We start from the raw sequence: 19,933 nt of genomic DNA on the forward strand, positions 1-19,933 counted from the left end.
GCCAATGCCGCCACCCGGCGCAACCGGCGCCACGCCTGCCCAGGTGGTCGTCGCCGCCCTCGGCCCCGGCGCCGCGCAAGCCGCGCCGCCGGCCGACCTTGACGACCCGATGCTGGCTCCAACCGGCGGCAACCGCGCCGCCCAGCAAGCGCTGGAAAAACGCGTAGCCCAAACCGAAGCAGAATTGGCCGCCGCCCGGGTCGCCATCCAGGCCGCCACCGCAGCCGCAGCCGCCCCGCGCGCCGAACAATTGCCGCCGCTGGCCGCACCGGACAACAGCGAAATCCGCGTGGCCCGCACCATCCAGCCATCGCCAATCGCCCCAGCACTGGACAACGCCTACACCGCCTTCAACAGCGGCGACCTGGACGCCGCCCAGCAGCAATACAACGACGCGCTCAGCCAAGACCCGAACAACCGCGACGCCCTGCTCGGCGCCGCCACCGTGGCCGCGCGCCAGAACCAGAAAGACAAAGCCGCCGCCTACTACCTGCGCCTGCTGGAACTGTCGCCCAACGACGGCGCCGCCACCGCCGGCCTGATCGGCCTGCGCCAAGGCGACATCAGCCTCAGCGAAGCGCGCCTGAAAGCCATCCTCGCCACCAATCCCGAAGCGGCGCCGGTGCTGTTCGCCCTCGGCAACCTGTACGCCCAACAAGGCCGCTGGCCGGACGCGCAGCAAGCCTACTTCCGCGCCGCCGGTGCGGCGCCGGAAAATGCCGACTACGCCTTCAACCTCGCCGTTGGCCTCGACCGTTTGAACCAGCCCAAACTGGCGCTCACCTACTACCAGCGCGCGCTGGCGCTGGCGCAGGACAGGGCCGTCGGCTTCGACCGCAACGCGCTGCGCAAGCGCATGCATGAACTGAACACCGCCGCACGCTAACACATGGCAGAACAACCCAAACTCCCACTCGGCAAACTGCTGATTCAAAAAGGTATCATCAGCGAAGACCAGCTGCGCATCGCACTGATCGAGCAAAAAAGCAGCAATGAGCCACTCGGGAAACTGCTGATTACACTGGGCTTCGTGACCGAGGCCACGGTGCGCGAAGCGCTGTCGGAAAACCTCAACACCCAAAGCGCTGATCTCAACAGCCTTGTTGTTGACGCCATTGCATTGAAGCTGATTCCAAAGGATGTGGCCAAGCGCTATCGCGTGTTCCCGATTGTGTACGAGCGCGCCACCGACAACCTGATTCTGGCGATGTCCGACACCAGCAACATCGTCGCGCTGGACCAGATCAGCGCCATGCTGGTCAAAGGCATCACGATTACGCCGCTGCTGGTCAACGAGTCCGACATCCAGCGCGCCATCGACCAGTACTACGGCTTTGAGCTGTCGATCGACGGCATCCTGCACGAGATCGAAACCGGCGAAGTCAATTACGCCAGCCTGGGCACCACCTCCGACGAATACAGCCAGCCGATGGTGCGGCTGATCGACGCGATTCTGGCCGACGCGGTGCAGAACGGCGCCTCCGACTTGCACTTCGAGCCGGAGCAATCGTTCCTGCGCATCCGCTACCGCATCGACGGCATCCTGCGCCAGATCCGCAGCCTGCATAAATCCTATTGGCCGGCGATGGCAGTGCGCCTGAAGGTGATGTCGACCATGAATATCGCCGAGACGCGCGCGCCGCAGGACGGCCGCATCTCGATCAAATTCTCCGGCCGCCAGATCGACTTCCGCGCCTCAGCTCAGCCGACCACGCACGGCGAAAACTTCGTGCTGCGCGTGCTGGATCGCCAGAAAGGCATTGTGCCGCTGGACGGCTTGGGCCTCGCCGAAGAAGAACTGAGTTTGCTGAAACTGATGATCGCCCGTCCCGACGGCGTGATCCTGGTGACCGGCCCTACCGGCTCCGGTAAAACCACCACCCTGTATTCGATCCTGAACCACATCAACACCGAGAGCGTCAACATCATGACGCTGGAAGACCCGGTCGAATACCCGATGAATATGATCCGCCAAACCTCGGTCAACGAATCGGCCAAGATGGGGTTTGCGGAAGGCATCCGCTCGATGATGCGGCAAGACCCGGACGTGATTCTGGTCGGCGAAATCCGCGACAAGGAAACCGCCGAAATGGCCTTTGCCGCCGCCATGACCGGCCATCAGGTGTATTCAACGCTGCACACCAATTCGGCCATCGGCTCGATCCCGCGCCTGCTCGATATCGGCGTGCTGCCCGATATCATGGCTGGCAACATCATCGGCATCGTCGCCCAGCGCCTGGTGCGCAAACTGTGCACCCACTGCCGCGAAGCCCACGTCGCCGACGACATCGAACGCCGCCTGCTGGCCATCCCCGACGACAGCGGCCCGCAAACCCTGTATCGCCCGGTCGGCTGCGACAAATGCTCGCACCAGGGCTACAAGGGCCGCATCGCGATTATCGAACTGCTGAAAATGACGCCTGCGCTGGATGAACTGGTGGCGCGCCGCGCCTCTTCGCGCGAATTGAAAAAAGCCGCAGCCGAAGGCGGTTTCCATAGCCTGATCGACGACGGCTTGCGCCGCGTGCTGGAAGGCGTGACCACGCTGGAAGAAGTCGGCCGCGTGGTGGATCTCACCGAAAGGCTGAGCTGATGCCGCAATATCTCTACCGCGCGATGGATGCAGCCGGCGCTATCCAGCCGGGCAATATGGACGCCGCCAACGAGCCGGATCTGGAGCTGCGCCTGCATCGCATGGGCCTGGACTTGATCGATTGCCGCGTTTCGCGCAACAAGGTCATCGCGCTAAAGCGCGTCATCACCCGCAAGGACTTGATCAACTTCTGCTTCCACATGGAGCAGATGACCGGCGCCGGCGTCTCCATCCTCGACGGCTTGAACGACCTGCGCGACAGCATCGACCACCCGCGCTTCCGCGAAATGATTACCGGCCTGATTGAAAATATCGAGGGCGGCAAGCAGCTGTCGGCATCGATGGCGGCCTACCCGGAAGTGTTCGACATTACTTTCACCAGCCTGATTACCGCCGGCGAGCAAAGCGGCAAGCTGACCGAGGTCTTTAAAAACCTGTCCGAGACCTTGAAGTGGCAGGACGAACTGGCCTCGCAAACCAAGAAGATCGTGATGTACCCGGCCGCCGTCGGCCTGTTCGTCACCGGCGTGATGTTCTTCCTGATGATCTACCTGGTGCCGCAGCTGACGTCCTTCGTCAAGAACATGGGCAACACGCTGCCGCTGCACACCAAGGCGCTGATCTTCGTCTCCAACATCTTCATCGATTACTGGTATATCATGCTGGCCTTGCCGGTGGTGGCCTTCTTCGGCCTGCGCGCCTGGCTGGCCAACAGCGAGCAGGCGCGCTACACGGCCGACGGTTTCAAGCTGCGCATCTGGCTGGTCGGCCCGGTGCTGCACAAGATTATCCTGGCCCGCTTTGCCACCTTCTTTGCGATGATGTACGCCTCCGGCATCACCATCCTGGAATGCATCCGCCTGTCCGAAGGCATCGTCGGCAACCGCGTGGTGGCGGCAGGCTTGCGCCGCGCGGCGCAGCAAATCTCGGAAGGACAAGGCATCACCGCCGCTTTCGCCAACACCGGCATCTTCCCGCCGTTGGTGATCCGCATGCTCAAGGTCGGCGAAGCCACCGGTGCGCTCGATGGCGCGCTGCATAACGTCAGCTATTTCTACAACCGCGAAGTGAAAGAGTCGATCGAGAAAGTCCAGTCCATGATCGAACCAGCCATCACCGTGGTGCTGGGCGTGATGGTGGGCTGGATCATGCTGTCGGTGATGGGGCCGATCTACGACACGATCAGCAAGATCAGGACTTGAGGCCATCGTGTTCAGCAAACATCTCTTCTACCTCACCAGCGACCAGCTTTGCGCCTACCTGTGGCAAGGCGGCCGGCTGACCGGCGGCACCGTCTTCGCCAACAACCGCGCCGGCATCGACGATTTCATGGACTACGTCGACAGCCACCGGGCCTCGTCGGCGTACATCCTCGCGGACTTGATCGAGGAAGACTTCCAGCGCGTGACCATGCCGCACGTGAGCGGCGTGGCCGCCAGCAAGCTGCTGCAACGCCGCTTGCAGCAGCAATACCGCGAGACGCCGTTCCGCCATCACGAAATTCAGGGCCGCGAGACCAACGGCCGCCGCGACGACATCGTGCTGCTGTCGGCGCTGACCAATCCATCGTCGGTGCAGCCGTGGGTGGAAGCGCTCGAACAGCTGCACATGCCGCTGGCCGGCGTGTATTCGACCACGCTGCTGAGCGAGGACTTGGCGCACAAGCTGAAACTGCGCGACGAGCACCTGCTGCTGGTGACGCAGCAATCGGCCGGCTGGCGCCAGAGCTACTTCCAGCAAGGCATGGTGAAGTTCTCGCGTTTGACACCGGCGATAGACCGCGACGGCAATCCGGTCAACATCGGCACGGAAACCGCCAAGACCCAGCAGTTCCTGACCAGCCAGCGCTTGCTGGGACGCGGCATTGCGCTGCAAACGGTGGTGGTGACGGCGGCTGAGGACAGCGGCGCGCTCGATGAACAGTGCAAGGACGGCCCGGAAACCGAGTTCCGTTTTGTGACGCTGGAGTCGGTGGCCGCGCGCGCCGGACTCAAACTCGGCGAAGGCAAAGTGGCCGAAGTGGCTGAACACATGGCCGAGCCGATGCTGCTGGCCTTCCTCGCGCAGCGCGATCCAAAGACCCACTACACGCTCGGCGCATGGCAGCGCTACTACAAGCTGTGGAAAGCGCGCGTGTGGATGTACGCCACCAGCGCGGTGCTGACCGTGTTCTGCGCCGGCTGGACCGGCTACAACCTGTGGCAGCAAATCAGCGCCGACATCGACAGCGATCATTTGCGCGCTGAAGCCGCGCAATTCGATAAGCGCTACCGCGACGTGATGGCCGAGATGCCGCCGCGCGTCACCTCCACCGCCAATATGCGGGCGGCAGTCAACGTCGAGCGCATGCTGGCCACGCAGTCGGCCACGCCGCTGGGCATGGCGACCGTCATCAGCCAGGCCTTGGAGACCTCGCCGAATATCCGCTTGCTGCAAATGGATTGGAAGCTCACGCTGCCCGCCGCCAATGCGCCGCAACCGGGGCAGGATGAAACGCAGGCGGCACCGATTTCGTCGCTGGCGGCGGGCATTCCGAACCGCGCGCCGCAAGCGCTGTTGCTGGAGGCGGAGATCATCGGCGAGCAGGATGACTATCGCGGTGCGGTCGATAGCATGAACCAGTTCGCGCAAGCGCTGGCCAAGCATCCGCGCATCAGCGTGGAAATCGATAAGCCGCCGGTAGATACGCGGTCGTCCGTGAAGCTGGCAGGTAAGTCGGGGCCGCAGGCTGCGGCTTCCGGGCGCGCCAAATTCACCTTGAACCTGGTGTGGAAGCCATGAGCCCTAATCCCATCACAGCCAAAAAGAAACCGGCAGACACGGTAGCGCTGCCGTATTGGATTGCGGAGTTTGCGCTGATCCGCACCGCGCTGCTGACGCTGTGCGCAGCGGTGATCGTATCGGTGGCTGGTGTGCTGCTCAGCGATTACAAACGGCAGGATGCCAGCGATCTGGCCGAACATTCGCAGCGCCTGCGCGATGCGGCGTATTCGCGCTACGCGCAGGTCGATAACGAGAAGCGCGACATCCGTAATTTCCAGCATCGCTTTGTGGAACTGCGCCAGCGCGGTTTGATCGGCGACGAACGCCGGCTGGAGTGGCTGGATGCGATACGCCAAACGCAGGAGCAACTCAAACTGCCGCCGCTCAGTTATGAGATTGAGCCGCAGGTGGTGGTACAGCTGGAAGGGCCGCTCGATCTGGGCGAGTTTCAGTTGCGCGGCAGCCGCATGCATTTGCACATGGAGCTGCTGCATGAACTGGATCTGTTCAACTTCTTCCAGGCGCTGCGCGACAGTAGCTACTTTGCAGTCCAGGATTGTTCGATCAAGCGGCTAGGCGTGGTGGCGGGTACGCCGGGAGCTTCTAGCCTGGGCGCGGACTGCACGCTGAACTGGATCACGCTGAACACCGCACCGAAAGCGCCGTCACTGACGGTCGCCTCGCCGAAAGGCAAATCATGATGCGCAGCGTATGCTCAATGCCGGTAATGCTAGCGATGCTGGCGGCAATGCTGCCCGCATCGCCGGCGCACGCGCAGGTTACACTGGGCCGCTTGTTCGCCACGCCCGCTGAACGCGCGCAGATGGAAGCCACGCGCGGCGGCTCGGCGGCCTTGTTGCCTAACTCGCAAGGTACCGCACCGGCGGCGGGTTTGCCGGGCGGCCCGCCGCCAGCGGCATCCGCCTCCGGCATACCGAGCGGCGTGCAGATTTACACCTCGGCCTCGGGCGGCGGTGCTGGCCCCATCTCCGGTGCAATCGGCCCATCGGCCTCCGCCCCCGCCGCTGCGCTGCCTGCTGGCCCGGCTGGCGGCCAAGCTGGTGTTCCGCCCGGCGCGTCCGCTGGCGGCCCGGCTACTGCCGGCGCGGGGCCAACGCCAGCCGGCGCGTCGTTGCTGACCATGACCGGCGTCCTGCGAAGCAGCGATAACCGCACCGTGGTCTGGCTCAACGGCGTGCCGCAACCAGGCCTGCAAAACAAGCTGTCGCGCAAAGACGCAGGCTCGCCCGACGTCACAGTGACTCTGCCCTCCGGCCGCAAGATCACGCTCAAGGCCGGCCAGCGCTACGACCTGAATGAAAGCCGCATCAAGGATGTCAATGAACAGTAAGACCCTGCACCGCCGCGAGGCCGGCTTCACGTTGGTGGAAATCGCCATCGTGCTGCTGATCGTCGGCTTGATGATCGGCGGCCTGATTGCGCCGCTGTCGTCGCAGATGGAGCAGCGCCGCGTCAGCGATACCCAGCGCGTGATGAACGAAGCACGCGAAGCCCTGTTCGGTTTCGCCCTGCGCAACGGCTACCTGCCCTGCCCCGCCATCTCCGCCACCAACGGCCTGGAAGACCGCACCAGCAATGTCTGCAACAAGCGCTACGGCTTCCTGCCATGGGCCACGCTCGGCGTGAACCGGCTCGATGGCTGGAACCGCTTGATGGGCTACACCGTAACGCCGGAGTTTGCCGATTCCGGCGCGCCGTTCACACTGAAGACCGCGCGCGACATCACCATCGCCACCCGCAACCGCAACGGCCAACTGGTGGCGGCGACCGCCGTCAACGACATTCCCGCCGCGCTGATTTCGTTCGGCCGCAATGGCTACGGCGCGACCAGCGATCAAAACACCATCGTGGCCGATGCAGGTTCCGGCAATCTCGATGAGAAAACCAATCTGCAAAGCTCCGGCACCGCGCTGATTGCGCGCGATCCGAGCGACGACGCGCGCGCGTCCGGCGGCGCCTTCGATGACCTGGTGCTGTGGATCTCGCCGAACATCCTGTACAACCGCATGGTGGCGGCACAGCGCTTGCCATGATCTCGCCAGCGCTCACGATCGCCCGCTACACGCTGCTGGAAGCTTTACGCAATCGCTTGCTGTGGCTCTTGCTGGTGATGGCGGCAGGCGCGGTGGCGGTCAGCGGCTTCCTCAACGAGCTGGCGCTGACCGAGAGCCGCGAATTGCAGGCCGCCTTGCTAGGCGCGGTGCTACGGCTGGCGGCGGTGTTCCTGATCGCCACCTTCGTGGTCACCAGCATGGCGCGCGAAGCCAATGACAAGGGATTGGAATTGCTGATGGCGTTGCCGATACCGCGCGCGGTCTACTTGTTCGGCAAGCTGGCCGGCTTTGCTGCGCTGGCGGTGCTGCCTGCCGCCTTGTTTGGCGCGCTAGGATTATTCTTTGCGCCGCCCGCACAAGCGGCGTTGTGGGCGTTCTCGCTGTTGTGCGAATGCTGGATCGTGGCGGCGTTCAGCGTGTTGTGCATGCTGACCTTGAGCCAAGTGCTGCCGGCATTGGCCGCTGCGTTCTCGTTCTACCTGCTGGCGCGCGTGATCGCGGCCCTGCAGTTGCTAGGCCATGGTGCGGGCAGCGTGCAAAGCGCCAGCCAGCAAGCGCTCAACACCGGCATCGACGGCTTGGCGCTGCTGCTGCCGCACCTGGATCAATTCACGCGCAGCGATTGGCTGGTCTACCACAGCGGTAGCGCCGCAGAACTAGCGGCCATCGCCGCGCAAACCGCAATCTACGTCGCACTGATGACCGCCGCCGCGCTGTTCGACCTGCATCGCAAGGCCATCTAAGAGGGGCCGCACATGCAACCAGCTACCCGCTCCGCCCCGCGCTCCGTGCTGCTGGCCGTGTTGCTTGCGCTGGCGGTGCAAATCGGCTGGCAAGCCGGCCGCCCGCCGCCGCGCGCGCGCGCGCAGGACTTGCCGCCGGCGCCATCATTGGCTGCGCTCCAACTGGCCGCGCTGGGCGACCCGGTCGCACTGTCCAAGGCCACCATGCTGTACGTCCAAGGCTTCGACGAACAAGCTGGCGTCAGCATCGCATGGCGCGACATGGACTACACCAAAATCGCCACCTGGCTGCAACGCGTGCTCGATCTCGACCCGCGCAGCCAATACCCGCTGCTGGCCGCCAGCGAAGTCTACGGCGCAGTCACCGATTCAGCACGCGCACGGATAATGCTGGACTTAGTCTACAGCCGCTTCCAGGAAGATCCCAACCGCCGCTGGCCATGGCTGGCCCACGCGGCGCTGGTGGCGCGTCACCGCCTGCACGACCTGCCGCTGGCGCGCCGCTACGCCGCAGCCATCCGCCTGCACGCCACCGCAGCCAGCGTGCCGCCATGGGCGCGCGAACTGGAAATCTTCATCGCCGAAGACATGAACGAGCGCGACGCCGCCCGCGCCCTGATCGGCGGCCTGCTGCGCAGCGGCCAAATCACCGATCCGCACGAACTGCAATTCCTGTCCGACCGGCTAGATCAGTTGAATGCCAACCACAAGCCCTAGGCCGCTTGCTATACTACCCAGATAACAACGAAAGGACTCCTATGCGCCCCATCACTGCACGCCAACGCGGCTTTACCCTGGTTGAAATCGCCATCGTGCTAGTCATCATTGGCCTGCTGCTGGGCGGCGTGCTGAAAGGCCAAGGGCTGATCGACAGCGCCCGCGTTAAAAACATTATCCAGCAATCGACCTCGCTGACCGCCGCCGTCAACGCCTACCAGGACAAATTCCGCGCCCTGCCCGGCGACGACGTGCAAGGCACCACCCATGCGCCCGGCGCCACCGGCAACGGCAACGGCGACGGCCAGATCGGCGAGTACCTGCTGGCGCCGCAGCACCTCGCGCTGGCCGGCTTCATCACTGGCTCGTTCAACGGCACCACCGACTTCATGACCAGCGCCCAGGGCGGCGCCGTCTACATCTACAACGACGTGGTGGCCGGCCGCGGCGGCAACGGCGTGCGCCTCGACAACCTGCCGGATTCGTTCGCCGAACAAGTCGACAGCAAGCTCGATGACGGCAAATACAACACCGGCTCGGTGCGCGCCACCAGCCCTTACACCAACAACGGCAGCATCGTCCAGCGCACCGCCCTGTTCTTCTAAAATTAAAAGCACGCCCGTACTTTTATTGGTTTAGAATAGCTGTCACCAACAATAAGCAGGAGACAGCTATGTTTGAAGAATTCATCGGCACCAAGGCCGTATCGGCGCGCCACCAGTTCGACGTGGCCGCGCTGGACGCCTACCTGCGCCAGCACGTGGAAGGCTACCCGCAAGGCGAACTGGCGGTCGAGCAGTTCAAGGGCGGCCAGTCAAATCCCACCTTCAAACTCAGCATCGCGGGACAGCACTATGTCCTGCGCACCAAGCCCGCGCCGGCCGCCAAGCTGCTGCCCTCCGCCCACGCCATCGAACGCGAGTACCGCGTGATGGACGCGCTGCAAAAGCACGGCTTCCCGGCCGCCCGCCAATACGCGCTGTGCACCGATGAGGCGGTGATCGGGCGCGCCTTCTACGTTATGGAATTCGTCGAAGGCCGGGTGCTGTGGGACCAAGCCCTGCCCGGCATGACGCCCGCCGAGCGCGCCGCCATCTACGACGAAATGAACCGCGTGATCGCGCAGCTGCATACGGTGGACTACAACGCCATCGGCCTGTCCGATTACGGCAAGCCGGGCAACTACTTCGCGCGCCAGATCGAGCGCTGGGCCAAGCAATACCTGGCCTCGCAAACCGAAACCATAGCGGCCATGGATCAGCTGATCGCCTGGCTGCCGGCCAACATCCCGGCCGGCGAGGACACCGCCATCGTGCACGGCGACTTCCGCCTTGATAACCTGCTGTTCCACCCGACCGAGCCGCGCATCCTCGCGGTGCTGGACTGGGAACTATCGACGCTGGGCCATCCGTTTGCCGACTTCTCGTACCACTGCATGAGCTGGCACATCGAGCCGGGAAAATTCCGCGGCATTGCCGGCCTGGATCTGGCGGCGCTGGGCATTCCATCGCAGCAGGAATACATCGCCCGCTACGCCGAGCGCACCGGCAAGACCATCCAGCTGTCCGACTTCAACTTCTACCTGGCGTTCAATATGTTCCGCCTTGCGAGCATCATGCAAGGCATCATGAAGCGCTACGTCGACGGCACCGCCGCCAGTGCGCAGGCGCTGGAATCGGGCCAGATGGCGCGGCCGATGGCGGAACTGGGCTGGGCCTATGCACAGGGCAAGGCAATCTAAGTAAAAGCCCTTTATGAAAACGGCGGCCTCGGCTACTATCGTGCCAGCACCCTACCGAGGCCAGCCGCGTGCCAGAAGAAAAACGCAAACAACTGCCATCCATCCGCTCGCAGATTGCGCTGCTGGTCTTGGCGTGCGCACTGCCGACGGTGATCGGCTTCGGCGCCCTGGTCGCCCAGTTCTACAGCAACGAACGCGAAACCCTTAAGACCGATACGCAGCAAGCCGCGCGCGCCGTCGCCGCGGCAATCGACCGCGACCTGGTGCAAAGCGAAGGCGCGATCATCGCGCTGGCGTCCTCGCCCAGCCTGCGTTCCGGCGACTTCAACGCGTTGCGTCTGCAAGCCGGTGCCTTGCTTAGCCCGCAGTTTCCAGCGTCCCAGTTCATCGTCAGCGATGCCGGCGGCAAAGCCGTGCTGAATGTCGGCGCGCCGCTGCCGGACACCCTCAACCAGGCCAACAACGCGCGCCGCTTGACGGCGCTGTTCGGCCATGGCCGGCCGCAGATGTCGGTGGTGGTAGTGGAAGGCAGCGCGCTGCTAACGATCGACGTGCCGGTTTTCCTTGAAAGCCGGGTCGCTTACGCCATCACCGCCCTGCTCAAGCCAGACCGGCTGGCGCGCATTCTCAAGGACGAACACATCACGGCCGATCAGGCGATGACCTTGTTCGACCCCGATGGTAATATCATCGCCCAGGCCGGCGGCCCGCGCCTGCTGCTCGGCCACGCGGCCGATCCGGCGCTGCGCGAACAGCTCAATAAAAAACATGAGGTGTTGCTGCAAACCGACGACGCCGCCGGCACGCCGGTCTACATGGGCCTGAGCCGCGCGCCGGTCAACGGCGCGGTGGTGGCGATCTCGACGCCGCAATCGCGCGCCACCGAGCAGTTGCTGCAAGCGGTCGCGCCGATCTCGCTGACCATGCTGGCGGTGCTGGCGGCCGGCTTCTCGCTGGCGTGGTCGGTCGGCGGGCGCATTGCCCGCTCGGTGCGCGAACTGGTCGGGCCGGCGCAGGCGCTGGCCAGCGGCAAGCCGTTTGCCATGCCGGAAACCACCTTCGCCGAAGCCGACATGCTGGCGCACGCACTGCACGCACTTGAAGGCGACCTGCACCGCCACAGCCAGGAACTGGAAAGCCTGGTGGCCGAGCGCACCAGCCAACTGGAAAAAAACCGCAGCCAGCTGGAAACCCTGTACGCCACCGCGCCGGTCGGCCTCAGCTACGTGGACGCCGAGTTGCGCGTGCTGCGCATCAACGACTACCTCGCCGCGCTGAACCAGCAAAAAGTGGTGGCCCACCTGGGCCGCCACATCGGCGACATGATCCCGGACGACGCCGTGCGCAACGCCGTGCTGGAGGATTACCGCATCGTGCTGGAAAGCGGCAAGCCGCTGACCGGCATCGAGCGCGCCGGCCACCCGGCCTCCTCGCCGGAAGAACTGCGCCACTGGGTGGTCAGCTACTATCCGCAGTTCGGCGTTGACGGCAAGATCACCGGCATTACCGGCCTGCTGCTGGACGTGACCGAACACAAGCGCGTGGAGGCCGAACTGCGCGCCACCGCCGAACGCCTTACCGCCAGCGAGCACTTCGTGCGCGCCGTGACCGACAACCTGCCCGGCAAGGTGGCCTATTGGGACGCCGCGCTGCGCTGCCGCTTTGGCAATCGCTTCTTCCTCGACTGGCATGGCGTCAGCCAGGAACAGATCATCGGCGCCTACATGCCGGACGTGGTCGGCCAGCAGCAGTGCGACGAGCGCGGGCCCTACATCCAAGCGGCGTTGGCGGGTGAGGCGCAAGGCTTTGCCGGCAAGCTGCAGTGGCCGTCTGGCGAAACCAGCCACATCTGGGTCAATTACATCCCCGATGTCGACGATACAGGTGCCGTAAAAGGTTTCTTTATGCTAGTCTCCGATGTCACCGAATTGAAGGAAGCCGAATTGCACTTGCAGGAAGTGAACGAGGAATTGATTCTGGCGCGCGACCGCGCCGAAGCCGCCAGCCGCGCCAAGAGCGAGTTCCTGGCCAATATGAGCCACGAGATCCGCACGCCGATGAACGCCATCATCGGCCTGGCGCGCCTGCTGGAAGAAGCACCGCTGGCGCCGCGTGAACGCGGCTACCTGCACAAGATCCAGTTTGCCACCCAGTCGCTACTGAGCCTGGTGAACGACGTGCTCGACTTCTCGCGCGTGGAGGCCGGCCAGCTGGTGCTGGAACATGCCAACTTCCACCTGCAGCACATCCTGGACAGCATCAGCGTCATGCTGAGCGGCAGCGCCGCCGAGAAAGGCGTGGAGCTGGTGTACGACATCGATCCAGCCATCCCGACCGAGCTGGCGGGCGACCCGATGCGCTTGCAGCAGGTGCTGCTCAACCTGGTCAGCAACGCCATTAAATTTACCGAGCACGGCGAGGTGGTGCTGTCGGCGCGGCCGGCGCCCGGCTCTGTCAAGCCGGGCGACCGCGCCATGCTGGTGGAATTCCGCGTGCGCGATACCGGCATCGGCATCGCGCCAGAGCAACAGGCCGGCATTTTCGACGCCTTCTCGCAGGCCGACAGCAGCACCAGCCGCAAGTTTGGCGGCGCCGGGCTCGGCCTCGCCATCTGCCGCCAGCTGGCCGACATGATGGGCGGCGCGATCAGCGTCAGCAGCGAGCTGGGACGCGGCGCCGAGTTCCTGTTCGCCTGCCCGCTGGAATGCACCGCGCCGCTGGCCGCGCCAACGCCGGCGCCGGCCGTCAAATCACTGTCGGTGCTGATCGTCGACGACAACCCCAGCGTGCGCAATGCGCTGCACGCAGCAGGGCAAAGCTTCGGCTGGCACACGGCCTGCGCCGCCGGCGCCCAGCAAGCGCTGTCCTTGCTGCAGGAACGGGCCCGCGCCGGCCGTCCTTATGACTTGCTGATGCTGGATCGCGACATGCCCGGCATCGATGGCCCGACCATGCTGCAACAGCTGCCGGATGGCCTGGCGCTGCCGCCGGTGCTGATGCTGACTTCCGAGCACAGCGCGGCCACGCTGGTGCAGCAATCTGCCGCGCTGGGCCTGGCCGGTGTGCTGGCCAAGCCGGTCAGCCCGGCGCGGCTGCTGGAGCGAGTCAGCGCGCTGCTGGCCGGCGACCAAGCCACCAGCGGCATCCTCAGCCAGCTGGAACACACGCCGCTGCAAGGCCGCTTGAACGGCATGCGCATCCTGCTGGTGGAAGACAACGAAATCAACCAGGAGGTCGCGCAATACATGCTGCTGCACGCGGGCGCCACGGTGGAAGTGGCTGCCAACGGCCAGCTGGCGGTGGAATTGCTGGCCGCCGCAGCCGAGCGCTACGACGTGGTGCTGATGGACGTGCAAATGCCGATTATGAACGGCTACGACGCCACCCGCGAGATCCGCCGCCTGGGCTTGCTGACCTTGCCGATCATCGCCATGACCGCCAACGTGCTGGAGGACGACCGCCGCCGCGCCGCCGAGGCCGGCATGAACGCCCACGTCGCCAAGCCGATCGATGTGGAAGAACTGATCTCGGTACTAACCCGGCTGGTCACCATCCGCGATGCCAGCCGCGACATGGTGGCGCCGGTGCCGGCCAAAGCGCCGCCGGCCGTGCCGCCCGCCACGCTGATGCCGCCGCTGTCGCCGCTGCCGGGCATCGACGTGGAAGCCGCGCTGGCGCGGCTGGGCGGCAATCACGACGCCCTGACCTCGCTGCTCAAGCGCTTCGAGCAATCGCAAGGCGGCGCCGTGGCCGAGGTGCGCACCCTGCTGGCGGCCGGCCAGCGCCAGCAAGCGGCGCAAGTGCTGCACCGCCTGCGCGGGGTGGCGGCCAACCTGGGCGCCACCGACGTCGCCCGCCTGACTGCCGCTGCCGAGACCGTCCTGCACGAAAATACCGCCGACACGCTGGCCATGCCAACCGCCCTGAGCCGGCTGGAACAGGCGCTGGAACTGGTCACCCGCACCGCCCGCGGCCTGGTCGCGCCGGCGCAAGACGCACCGACAAGCCACACCGCCACACCGGACCTGGAGCAAAAACTGGCGCAGTTACAAGGTTTGCTTCAGAATAACAATCTGAAAGCATTAGAACATTACCGGGCCTTGCGCCCTGCACTGGCGTCGGCCGGGCAGGCGCAGGCCTTGGGCGAAGCAGTCGAGACCCTCAACTTCAAGGCCGCGTACCAGATGGTGGAAGAAATGTTGCAGCGAAAGGAAAGTGCATGAGCTGGACCGATTTGGCCCGCAATGGACGCATCTTGGTGGTGGACGACGCCATGGAGAATATCCAGATCCTGCACCATGCGCTGCGCGAGGAGCACGAGGTGCTGTTCGCGCTGGACGGCGAGCAAGCGCTGCAAATCGCCCGCGACCAGCAGCCGGACTTGATCCTGCTGGACGCCGTCATGCCGGGCATGGACGGTTACGCGGTGGTGGCGGCCTTGCGCAGCTCGCCGCGCCTGCAAGATATCCCAGTGATTTTCGTGACCGCCCTGAGCCAGCCCGAAGACGAAACGCGGGCGCTGGACGGCGGTGCGGTCGATTTCATCAGCAAGCCGTTCAACGTGGCAGTGGTGCGGGCGCGCGTGCGCAGCCAGCTGACCATCAAGCGCCAGGCCGACCTGATGCGTGAACTGAGCATGACCGACGGCCTGACCGGCGTTGCCAACCGCCGCAACTTCAATGACACCATCGACGCCGAATGGCGCCGCTGCGCGCGTGCCGGCCTGCCGCTGTCGGTGATCATGATCGACATCGACCACTTCAAGCTGTACAACGACCACTACGGCCACCAGGCCGGCGACGCCTGCCTGCAGCAAGTGAGCGCGGCCATGAAGCGCTGCGCCACCCGCCCGCAGGACCTGCTGGCGCGCTACGGCGGCGAAGAATTTATCCTGCTGCTGCCGCAGGAAGGCGCCGATGGCGCCGAGGTGGTGGCCAACCGCATCCTGGAAGAAGTGGGCAGGCTGGCCGTCCCGCATGCGACCTCGCCGAGCGCGCCGCAAGTGACGCTGAGCATGGGTCTGGCAACCGGGCTGCCGCCATCCGACAGCACCGACCCGAGCGCCCTGATCCGCACCGCCGACGCCAACCTCTACCGCGCCAAACAAACCGGCCGCAACCGCTACTGCCTGAGCCTCGACAGCTAGATCGCCAGCCTACAAATACGCCAGTTTGGCACGCAGCACAAGCTCGATGGCGCAGCCAGTGCCGGGCGTGCTGTGGATCGCCAGGGTGGCGCCTATGCGCGCGGCCCGCTCGCGCATGCCGGTCAGTCCCCAATGACGTTCGCGCTTGCCCAACTGCAGCACCTCGTCCTCAAAGCCCTTGCCCTGGTCGCGGACTTCCAGGCTAAAGCTGGTGGCGCCGTAGACCAGTTGCAGCCGCACCTGCGGGCTACCGGAATGGTGTAGCGCGTTTGCCACGGCCTCGCGGGCGATGGCAAACAGCTCGTCCTTGATCCCGGCCTTCAATGGCCGCCGCGCGCCCTGCTCGTGTAACGAGAACGCCACGCCTTGCTGGCTGCAGGCCGCGCTGCACGCGGCTGCCAGCGCCGGCGCCAGATCGCCCTGGCAGACGTGGTTGACGCGCAGTTCCATCAACTGGTCGCGGCCCTCCTCGGCCACTGCTTCGGCGGCATCGAGGGCGGCGTCGATCTGCTGCTGGATCTCATCGCTTTTCGGCAGCTTGGCCTTGATGCTGTGGAAGCGCAGTATCAGCGCCTGCACGCTTTGCAAATAAGTGTCATGCAGGGTGCGGGCGATGCGCTCGCGCTCGGCCATCCGCACATCGAAGCTGCGCTGCATGCGGCGCAGCGCTTCGCGCAGCCGCAGGCGGTGGACACACCACGCCAGCAGCGCCGCCATTAGCGCACACAGCAGCTTGAACCACACCGTTTGCACCAGCGTCGGCGGCACCACCAGCATCACGCTGGCGCCATTGGTATTCCAGACGCCATCTTCGTTGGCGGCCATGACGCGGAAGCGGTAACTGCCCGGCGCCAGCGTGGTGTAATACGCCGAGCGGCGGTTGCCGGCCTCCTGCCATTGCGTATCCACGCCTTCCAGCATGTAGCGGAACTGCACCCGCTGCGGCAAGGTCAGGCTCAGCGCGGTGTAATCGATGCGCACGCTCTCGGGCGATGACGGCAGTTGCGCTTCCAGCTGCGATGGCGACAATGGTTGCGCCGTCTTGTCTGACCAGACCCCGGTGATATACACCGGTGGCGGCGACGGATTGGTGCGATAGCGCTCCGGGTCGAGCCGGTAAACGCCGCTGATGGTCGCAAACAGCAGCTCGCCGGTGCTGAGCCGTGTCAGCCGCGGCGTCGATGACTCGCTCGCCGCGATGCCGCGTATGCCATCATTGAAGTTGAATTGCAAGACCCGCACCGCATAGTCAGGCTGCTGCATCGCGCGCGCCATTTCGCTGGCATCGATGGCTTGCAGGCCTTGCGAAGAATTGATCCAGACACGGCCGTCGGGCGCCACCAGTATGCCTTTGACACCGGAAAAGCGGGCCTCGCCGGCGCCCTTCAGCGGCCGGAACACCTTGCCGTCAAACCACATCAAGCCAGGTTGCCCCCCCTACCAGCACGCCATTGCGATACGGTGTGATGGCGTCGATCTCGCCCAGCTTCAGCCCTTCTTTGGCGCCCAGCTTGATGGCCTTGCCGCGCTCCAGCTTGAACACCGCATTGTCAATCGCGCCGAACCAGAGGCGGCCGCCCGTGTCGGCCGTCATGCTCACCACCACCGCCCGGTCCAGTTCCGGCATGCCGCCCAGCGCAGTCCAGGCGCCATCCTTGAGCCGGAACACGCCACTGCCGGCAAACGATACCCACAGGCCGCCATCGGCATCCATGACCATATCGAGAATGGCAATAAACCGGCGTTTGCCCAGGCTGCCTGGCGGCGGAACGTGCACGCGCTGGCTGCCGTTAACCTGCCACAGGCCATCGCGCGCCCCGCTCCATAGCTGGCCGCGCGGATCGCGATATAGCACCGTCACCAGCGTGGCATCACCGCCGCCAGGGCCATATTGCACGGGCTCGGCGCCTAGCGCGGGATAGTAATACTGGTCGATCCAGACATCGCCATGGCTACCGGCCAGCAACGGTGCGCCAAAGGACATAATCGGCGCCAACTGCAAGGCCTGCACGCGGCGGGGACGGAACTGATCCAGTCCTTCGGGGGTGGCGATCCAGATATTGCCTTCACGGTCCTGGAACAGCGCTTCCGCCGATGCCCCCGACAGCCCCTGGTGGACGTTGAGCTCGCGCACGATGGTATTGCCGCCGTCAAACATCATCTGGCGCACGCCCTCGCCGCCAGACCACCACAAATTGCCCGCCTGATCGAACAAGAACCTGATGCTGTTGGCATTCCGCAGATCCGGCAACACGGCCTTGATGCCGGGTGGTGTGTACAACAGGTGCACGCCGCGGCCGCCGGGCTCGGATGCCCATACCCGGCCGTCCGCTGTTTCCGCCAGCCGGCCGGAAACGTTCCGTTCCGCCACCTTGGTAAACGCCGTGGCGCCTGCCGGGCGCGAGAACAGGCCGGCAGTGCTCAGCAGCCAGAAAGTACCGCGCCGGTCTTGCATCAAATCGAGCACCAGGAATTTGGCAGGCAGGCCGAGCGCCGCATTGGCGTCGTGCCAGCGCTTGGCGCCCGGTTCAAGCTGGTGGATACCGGTCGAGGTGGCAAGCCATAAGCGCCCGTTGGCTTCCTGCACCACCTTGTAGATCGCCGCATGCGGCAGGCCGTCGGCCTCCTGGTAGCTGGTGGCCACGCCATCCTGCAATAGCGCCAGGTCGGCGCCGTTCGACGACATCCACAAGCGGCCGTCGGACAGACGCCCCATGGCCAGGACGCCGCCGCTGAACAGGCTGCCCGAGCGCGGCTGGTACAGCTCGAATTTGGCGCCGTCAAAGCGATAGAGGCCGTCTTCGGCCCCCAGCCACAGCCAGCCGTCAGCAGTCTGTTCGATGCTGCGGATGTTGGGCGGCACGCCATCGCGGGCGGTCCATGCGGTGTGCTGCAATTCAATCGGCGCCGGGGCTTGATTTTTGGCCGGCTCGGCGATGGCGCGCGGGGCGCCGCTCAATACCAGCCAGGCCATTACTGCCACTGCCAGGATTTTTTTCATGGTTATCGTCAGGGTGGGTTAATACCCAGCATTATGCCTAGGGGCGGTGGGGACATCATTACGCTAGCTACAATTTACAATTTCACTGGACGTCATTCACGCGCCACGGCCGACTTTCTACAATGAAGACACCTTAAACCGCGTATTACTTTAATAAAGGATGTCACCGTGAACATTTCCCGCATTCTTGGCCAGACCGTGGCCACGCTTAGCCTGGCCATGTTTGTCCACGCCGCGGCCCACGCCGCACCAGCGGCCAGCAATGTCGCCAGCACCGCCAGTGTCAGCTATCGCACTGCGCAAGTCGATGGCGTGAAGATCTTCTACCGCGAGGCCGGGCCGAAGAACGCCCCTACCCTGCTGCTGCTACATGGCTTCCCGACCTCGTCGCAAATGTTCCGCAACCTGATTCCGCTGCTGGCCGACCGCTATCACGTGATTGCGCCCGACTATCCAGGCTACGGCCAGAGCGATATGCCGCCGATGGATAAATTCACCTATAGCTTCGACAATCTGGCCAAGGTGATCGACAAGTTCACCCAGACCGTCGGCCTGTCGCGCTATGCGCTGTATGTCCAGGATTACGGTGCGCCTATCGGCTACCGTCTGGCCGCCGCCCACCCTGAGCGCGTTACCGCGATCGTAGTGCAAAACGGTAATGCCTACAACGAAGGCCTCGACAACGAGTTCTGGGCGCCGGTCAAAACCTACTGGGCCGACAAGACGGCCGCCAATGCAGACAAGCTGCGCCCGCTGCTGGAAATCGGCGGCACCAAGTGGCAGTACACCGAGGGCGTACGCGACGTAACGCGCATCAGCCCCGACGCGTATACCGTGGATCAAGCCTACCTGGATCGTCCCGGCAACAAAGATATCCAGATCGAAATGTTCTACAGCTACGGCACCAATCCCGGCCACTATCCAGAATGGCAGGCTTACTTCCGCAAACACCAGCCGCCTATGCTGATCGCCTGGGGCAAGAACGACAAGATCTTCCCGGCAGCCGGCGCCCATCCGTACCTGCGCGACCTGCCGAAGGCGGAACTGCACCTGCTCGATACCGGCCACTTCGCATTGGAAGAAGATAGCGCCGCAATTGGCGCGCTGATGCGCAACTTCCTCGGCCGCACCCTCAAGCCGTGAATCCGGGAGCC

General features: G+C 64.6%; 16 protein-coding genes. 14 read left to right on the forward strand and 2 right to left on the reverse strand.

What is annotated here, in order from left to right:
- The 13 genes from GTP45_RS12465 to GTP45_RS12525 form a co-directional block, all read left to right on the forward strand.
- Positions 1-886: tetratricopeptide repeat protein (locus tag GTP45_RS12465; protein WP_161014222.1), on the forward strand; the 886-nt coding region annotated here is incomplete at its 5' end.
- Positions 887-889: 3 nt separating this feature from the next.
- On the forward strand, positions 890-2,593 hold the full coding sequence (locus tag GTP45_RS12470) for a GspE/PulE family protein (RefSeq protein ID WP_161014223.1): 1,704 nt from the start codon (positions 890-892) through the stop codon (positions 2,591-2,593).
- Positions 2,593-3,795 (forward strand): type II secretion system F family protein, encoded by a 1,203-nt coding sequence (locus GTP45_RS12475; RefSeq protein ID WP_161014224.1) that lies wholly within the window; start codon positions 2,593-2,595, stop codon positions 3,793-3,795. Before GTP45_RS12470 ends, GTP45_RS12475 begins: the two co-directional genes overlap by 1 nt.
- 7 nt (positions 3,796-3,802) lie before the next feature.
- A complete protein-coding gene (locus GTP45_RS12480) occupies positions 3,803-5,374 on the forward strand; it encodes a hypothetical protein (RefSeq protein WP_161014225.1) in 1,572 nt (523 codons plus the stop codon).
- Complete coding sequence (locus GTP45_RS12485; protein ID WP_161014226.1) at positions 5,371-6,057, forward strand: hypothetical protein; 687 nt, start codon at positions 5,371-5,373, stop codon at positions 6,055-6,057. Before GTP45_RS12480 ends, GTP45_RS12485 begins: the two co-directional genes overlap by 4 nt.
- Positions 6,054-6,707, forward strand: a complete 654-nt coding sequence (locus GTP45_RS12490) for a hypothetical protein (RefSeq protein WP_161014227.1) — start codon at positions 6,054-6,056, stop codon at positions 6,705-6,707. The genes GTP45_RS12485 and GTP45_RS12490 overlap by 4 nt, the downstream gene beginning before the upstream one ends.
- Positions 6,697-7,410: a prepilin-type N-terminal cleavage/methylation domain-containing protein gene (locus GTP45_RS12495; RefSeq protein ID WP_161014228.1), complete on the forward strand. Its 714-nt coding sequence runs from the start codon at positions 6,697-6,699 to the stop codon at positions 7,408-7,410. The genes GTP45_RS12490 and GTP45_RS12495 overlap by 11 nt, the downstream gene beginning before the upstream one ends.
- Positions 7,407-8,174: an ABC transporter permease gene (locus GTP45_RS12500; RefSeq protein WP_161014229.1), complete on the forward strand. Its 768-nt coding sequence runs from the start codon at positions 7,407-7,409 to the stop codon at positions 8,172-8,174. Before GTP45_RS12495 ends, GTP45_RS12500 begins: the two co-directional genes overlap by 4 nt.
- Positions 8,175-8,186: 12 nt before the next feature.
- Positions 8,187-8,891, forward strand: coding sequence for a hypothetical protein (locus tag GTP45_RS12505; protein ID WP_161014230.1), 705 nt, complete (start codon positions 8,187-8,189; stop codon positions 8,889-8,891).
- A gap of 41 nt (positions 8,892-8,932) precedes the next feature.
- Positions 8,933-9,496: a prepilin-type N-terminal cleavage/methylation domain-containing protein gene (locus tag GTP45_RS12510; protein ID WP_161014231.1), complete on the forward strand. Its 564-nt coding sequence runs from the start codon at positions 8,933-8,935 to the stop codon at positions 9,494-9,496.
- 68 nt (positions 9,497-9,564) lie between these two features.
- Positions 9,565-10,632, forward strand: coding sequence for a phosphotransferase (locus tag GTP45_RS12515; protein WP_161014232.1), 1,068 nt, complete (start codon positions 9,565-9,567; stop codon positions 10,630-10,632).
- A 68-nt stretch (positions 10,633-10,700) separates the two neighbouring features.
- Positions 10,701-14,855, forward strand: coding sequence for a response regulator (locus GTP45_RS12520; protein ID WP_161014233.1), 4,155 nt, complete (start codon positions 10,701-10,703; stop codon positions 14,853-14,855).
- Positions 14,852-15,778 carry a diguanylate cyclase domain-containing protein gene (locus GTP45_RS12525; protein WP_161014234.1) on the forward strand — a complete coding sequence of 309 codons (927 nt, stop codon included), beginning with the start codon at positions 14,852-14,854 and terminating at the stop codon, positions 15,776-15,778. The genes GTP45_RS12520 and GTP45_RS12525 overlap by 4 nt, the downstream gene beginning before the upstream one ends.
- Positions 15,779-15,787: 9 nt before the next feature.
- Here the strand turns inward: GTP45_RS12525 and GTP45_RS12530 are convergent, their stop codons facing one another.
- Both GTP45_RS12530 and GTP45_RS12535 read right to left on the reverse strand, forming a co-directional pair.
- Complete coding sequence (locus GTP45_RS12530; protein ID WP_229258486.1) at positions 15,788-17,197, reverse strand: ATP-binding protein; 1,410 nt, start codon at positions 17,195-17,197, stop codon at positions 15,788-15,790.
- Positions 17,187-18,779 carry a ligand-binding sensor domain-containing protein gene (locus tag GTP45_RS12535; protein WP_161014236.1) on the reverse strand — a complete coding sequence of 531 codons (1,593 nt, stop codon included), beginning with the start codon at positions 18,777-18,779 and terminating at the stop codon, positions 17,187-17,189. Before GTP45_RS12535 ends, GTP45_RS12530 begins: the two co-directional genes overlap by 11 nt.
- A 168-nt stretch (positions 18,780-18,947) precedes the next feature.
- Here GTP45_RS12535 and GTP45_RS12540 point away from each other — a divergent pair, with 168 nt between their 5' ends.
- Positions 18,948-19,922 (forward strand): alpha/beta fold hydrolase, encoded by a 975-nt coding sequence (locus GTP45_RS12540; protein ID WP_371874447.1) that lies wholly within the window; start codon positions 18,948-18,950, stop codon positions 19,920-19,922.
- Positions 19,923-19,933 lie beyond the last annotated feature (11 nt).

The sequence above is a fragment of the Duganella rivi genome, assembly GCF_009857435.1.
Classification (GTDB): domain Bacteria; phylum Pseudomonadota; class Gammaproteobacteria; order Burkholderiales; family Burkholderiaceae_D; genus Rugamonas; species Rugamonas rivi.

What these genes read in the sequence shown, in the direction of transcription:
- GTP45_RS12530 (WP_229258486.1), bottom strand. Translation starts at nt 17,197, where the DNA reads ATGTGGTTTGACGGCAAGGTGTTCCGGCCGCTGAAGGGCGCCGGCGAG.
- GTP45_RS12490 (WP_161014227.1), top strand. Translation starts at nt 6,054, where the DNA reads ATGATGCGCAGCGTATGCTCAATGCCGGTAATGCTAGCGATGCTGGCG.
- GTP45_RS12485 (WP_161014226.1), top strand. Translation starts at nt 5,371, where the DNA reads ATGAGCCCTAATCCCATCACAGCCAAAAAGAAACCGGCAGACACGGTA.
- GTP45_RS12515 (WP_161014232.1), top strand. Translation starts at nt 9,565, where the DNA reads ATGTTTGAAGAATTCATCGGCACCAAGGCCGTATCGGCGCGCCACCAG.
- GTP45_RS12475 (WP_161014224.1), top strand. Translation starts at nt 2,593, where the DNA reads ATGCCGCAATATCTCTACCGCGCGATGGATGCAGCCGGCGCTATCCAG.
- GTP45_RS12470 (WP_161014223.1), top strand. Translation starts at nt 890, where the DNA reads ATGGCAGAACAACCCAAACTCCCACTCGGCAAACTGCTGATTCAAAAA.
- GTP45_RS12500 (WP_161014229.1), top strand. Translation starts at nt 7,407, where the DNA reads ATGATCTCGCCAGCGCTCACGATCGCCCGCTACACGCTGCTGGAAGCT.
- GTP45_RS12525 (WP_161014234.1), top strand. Translation starts at nt 14,852, where the DNA reads ATGAGCTGGACCGATTTGGCCCGCAATGGACGCATCTTGGTGGTGGAC.
- GTP45_RS12505 (WP_161014230.1), top strand. Translation starts at nt 8,187, where the DNA reads ATGCAACCAGCTACCCGCTCCGCCCCGCGCTCCGTGCTGCTGGCCGTG.
- GTP45_RS12535 (WP_161014236.1), bottom strand. Translation starts at nt 18,779, where the DNA reads ATGAAAAAAATCCTGGCAGTGGCAGTAATGGCCTGGCTGGTATTGAGC.
- GTP45_RS12495 (WP_161014228.1), top strand. Translation starts at nt 6,697, where the DNA reads ATGAACAGTAAGACCCTGCACCGCCGCGAGGCCGGCTTCACGTTGGTG.
- GTP45_RS12510 (WP_161014231.1), top strand. Translation starts at nt 8,933, where the DNA reads ATGCGCCCCATCACTGCACGCCAACGCGGCTTTACCCTGGTTGAAATC.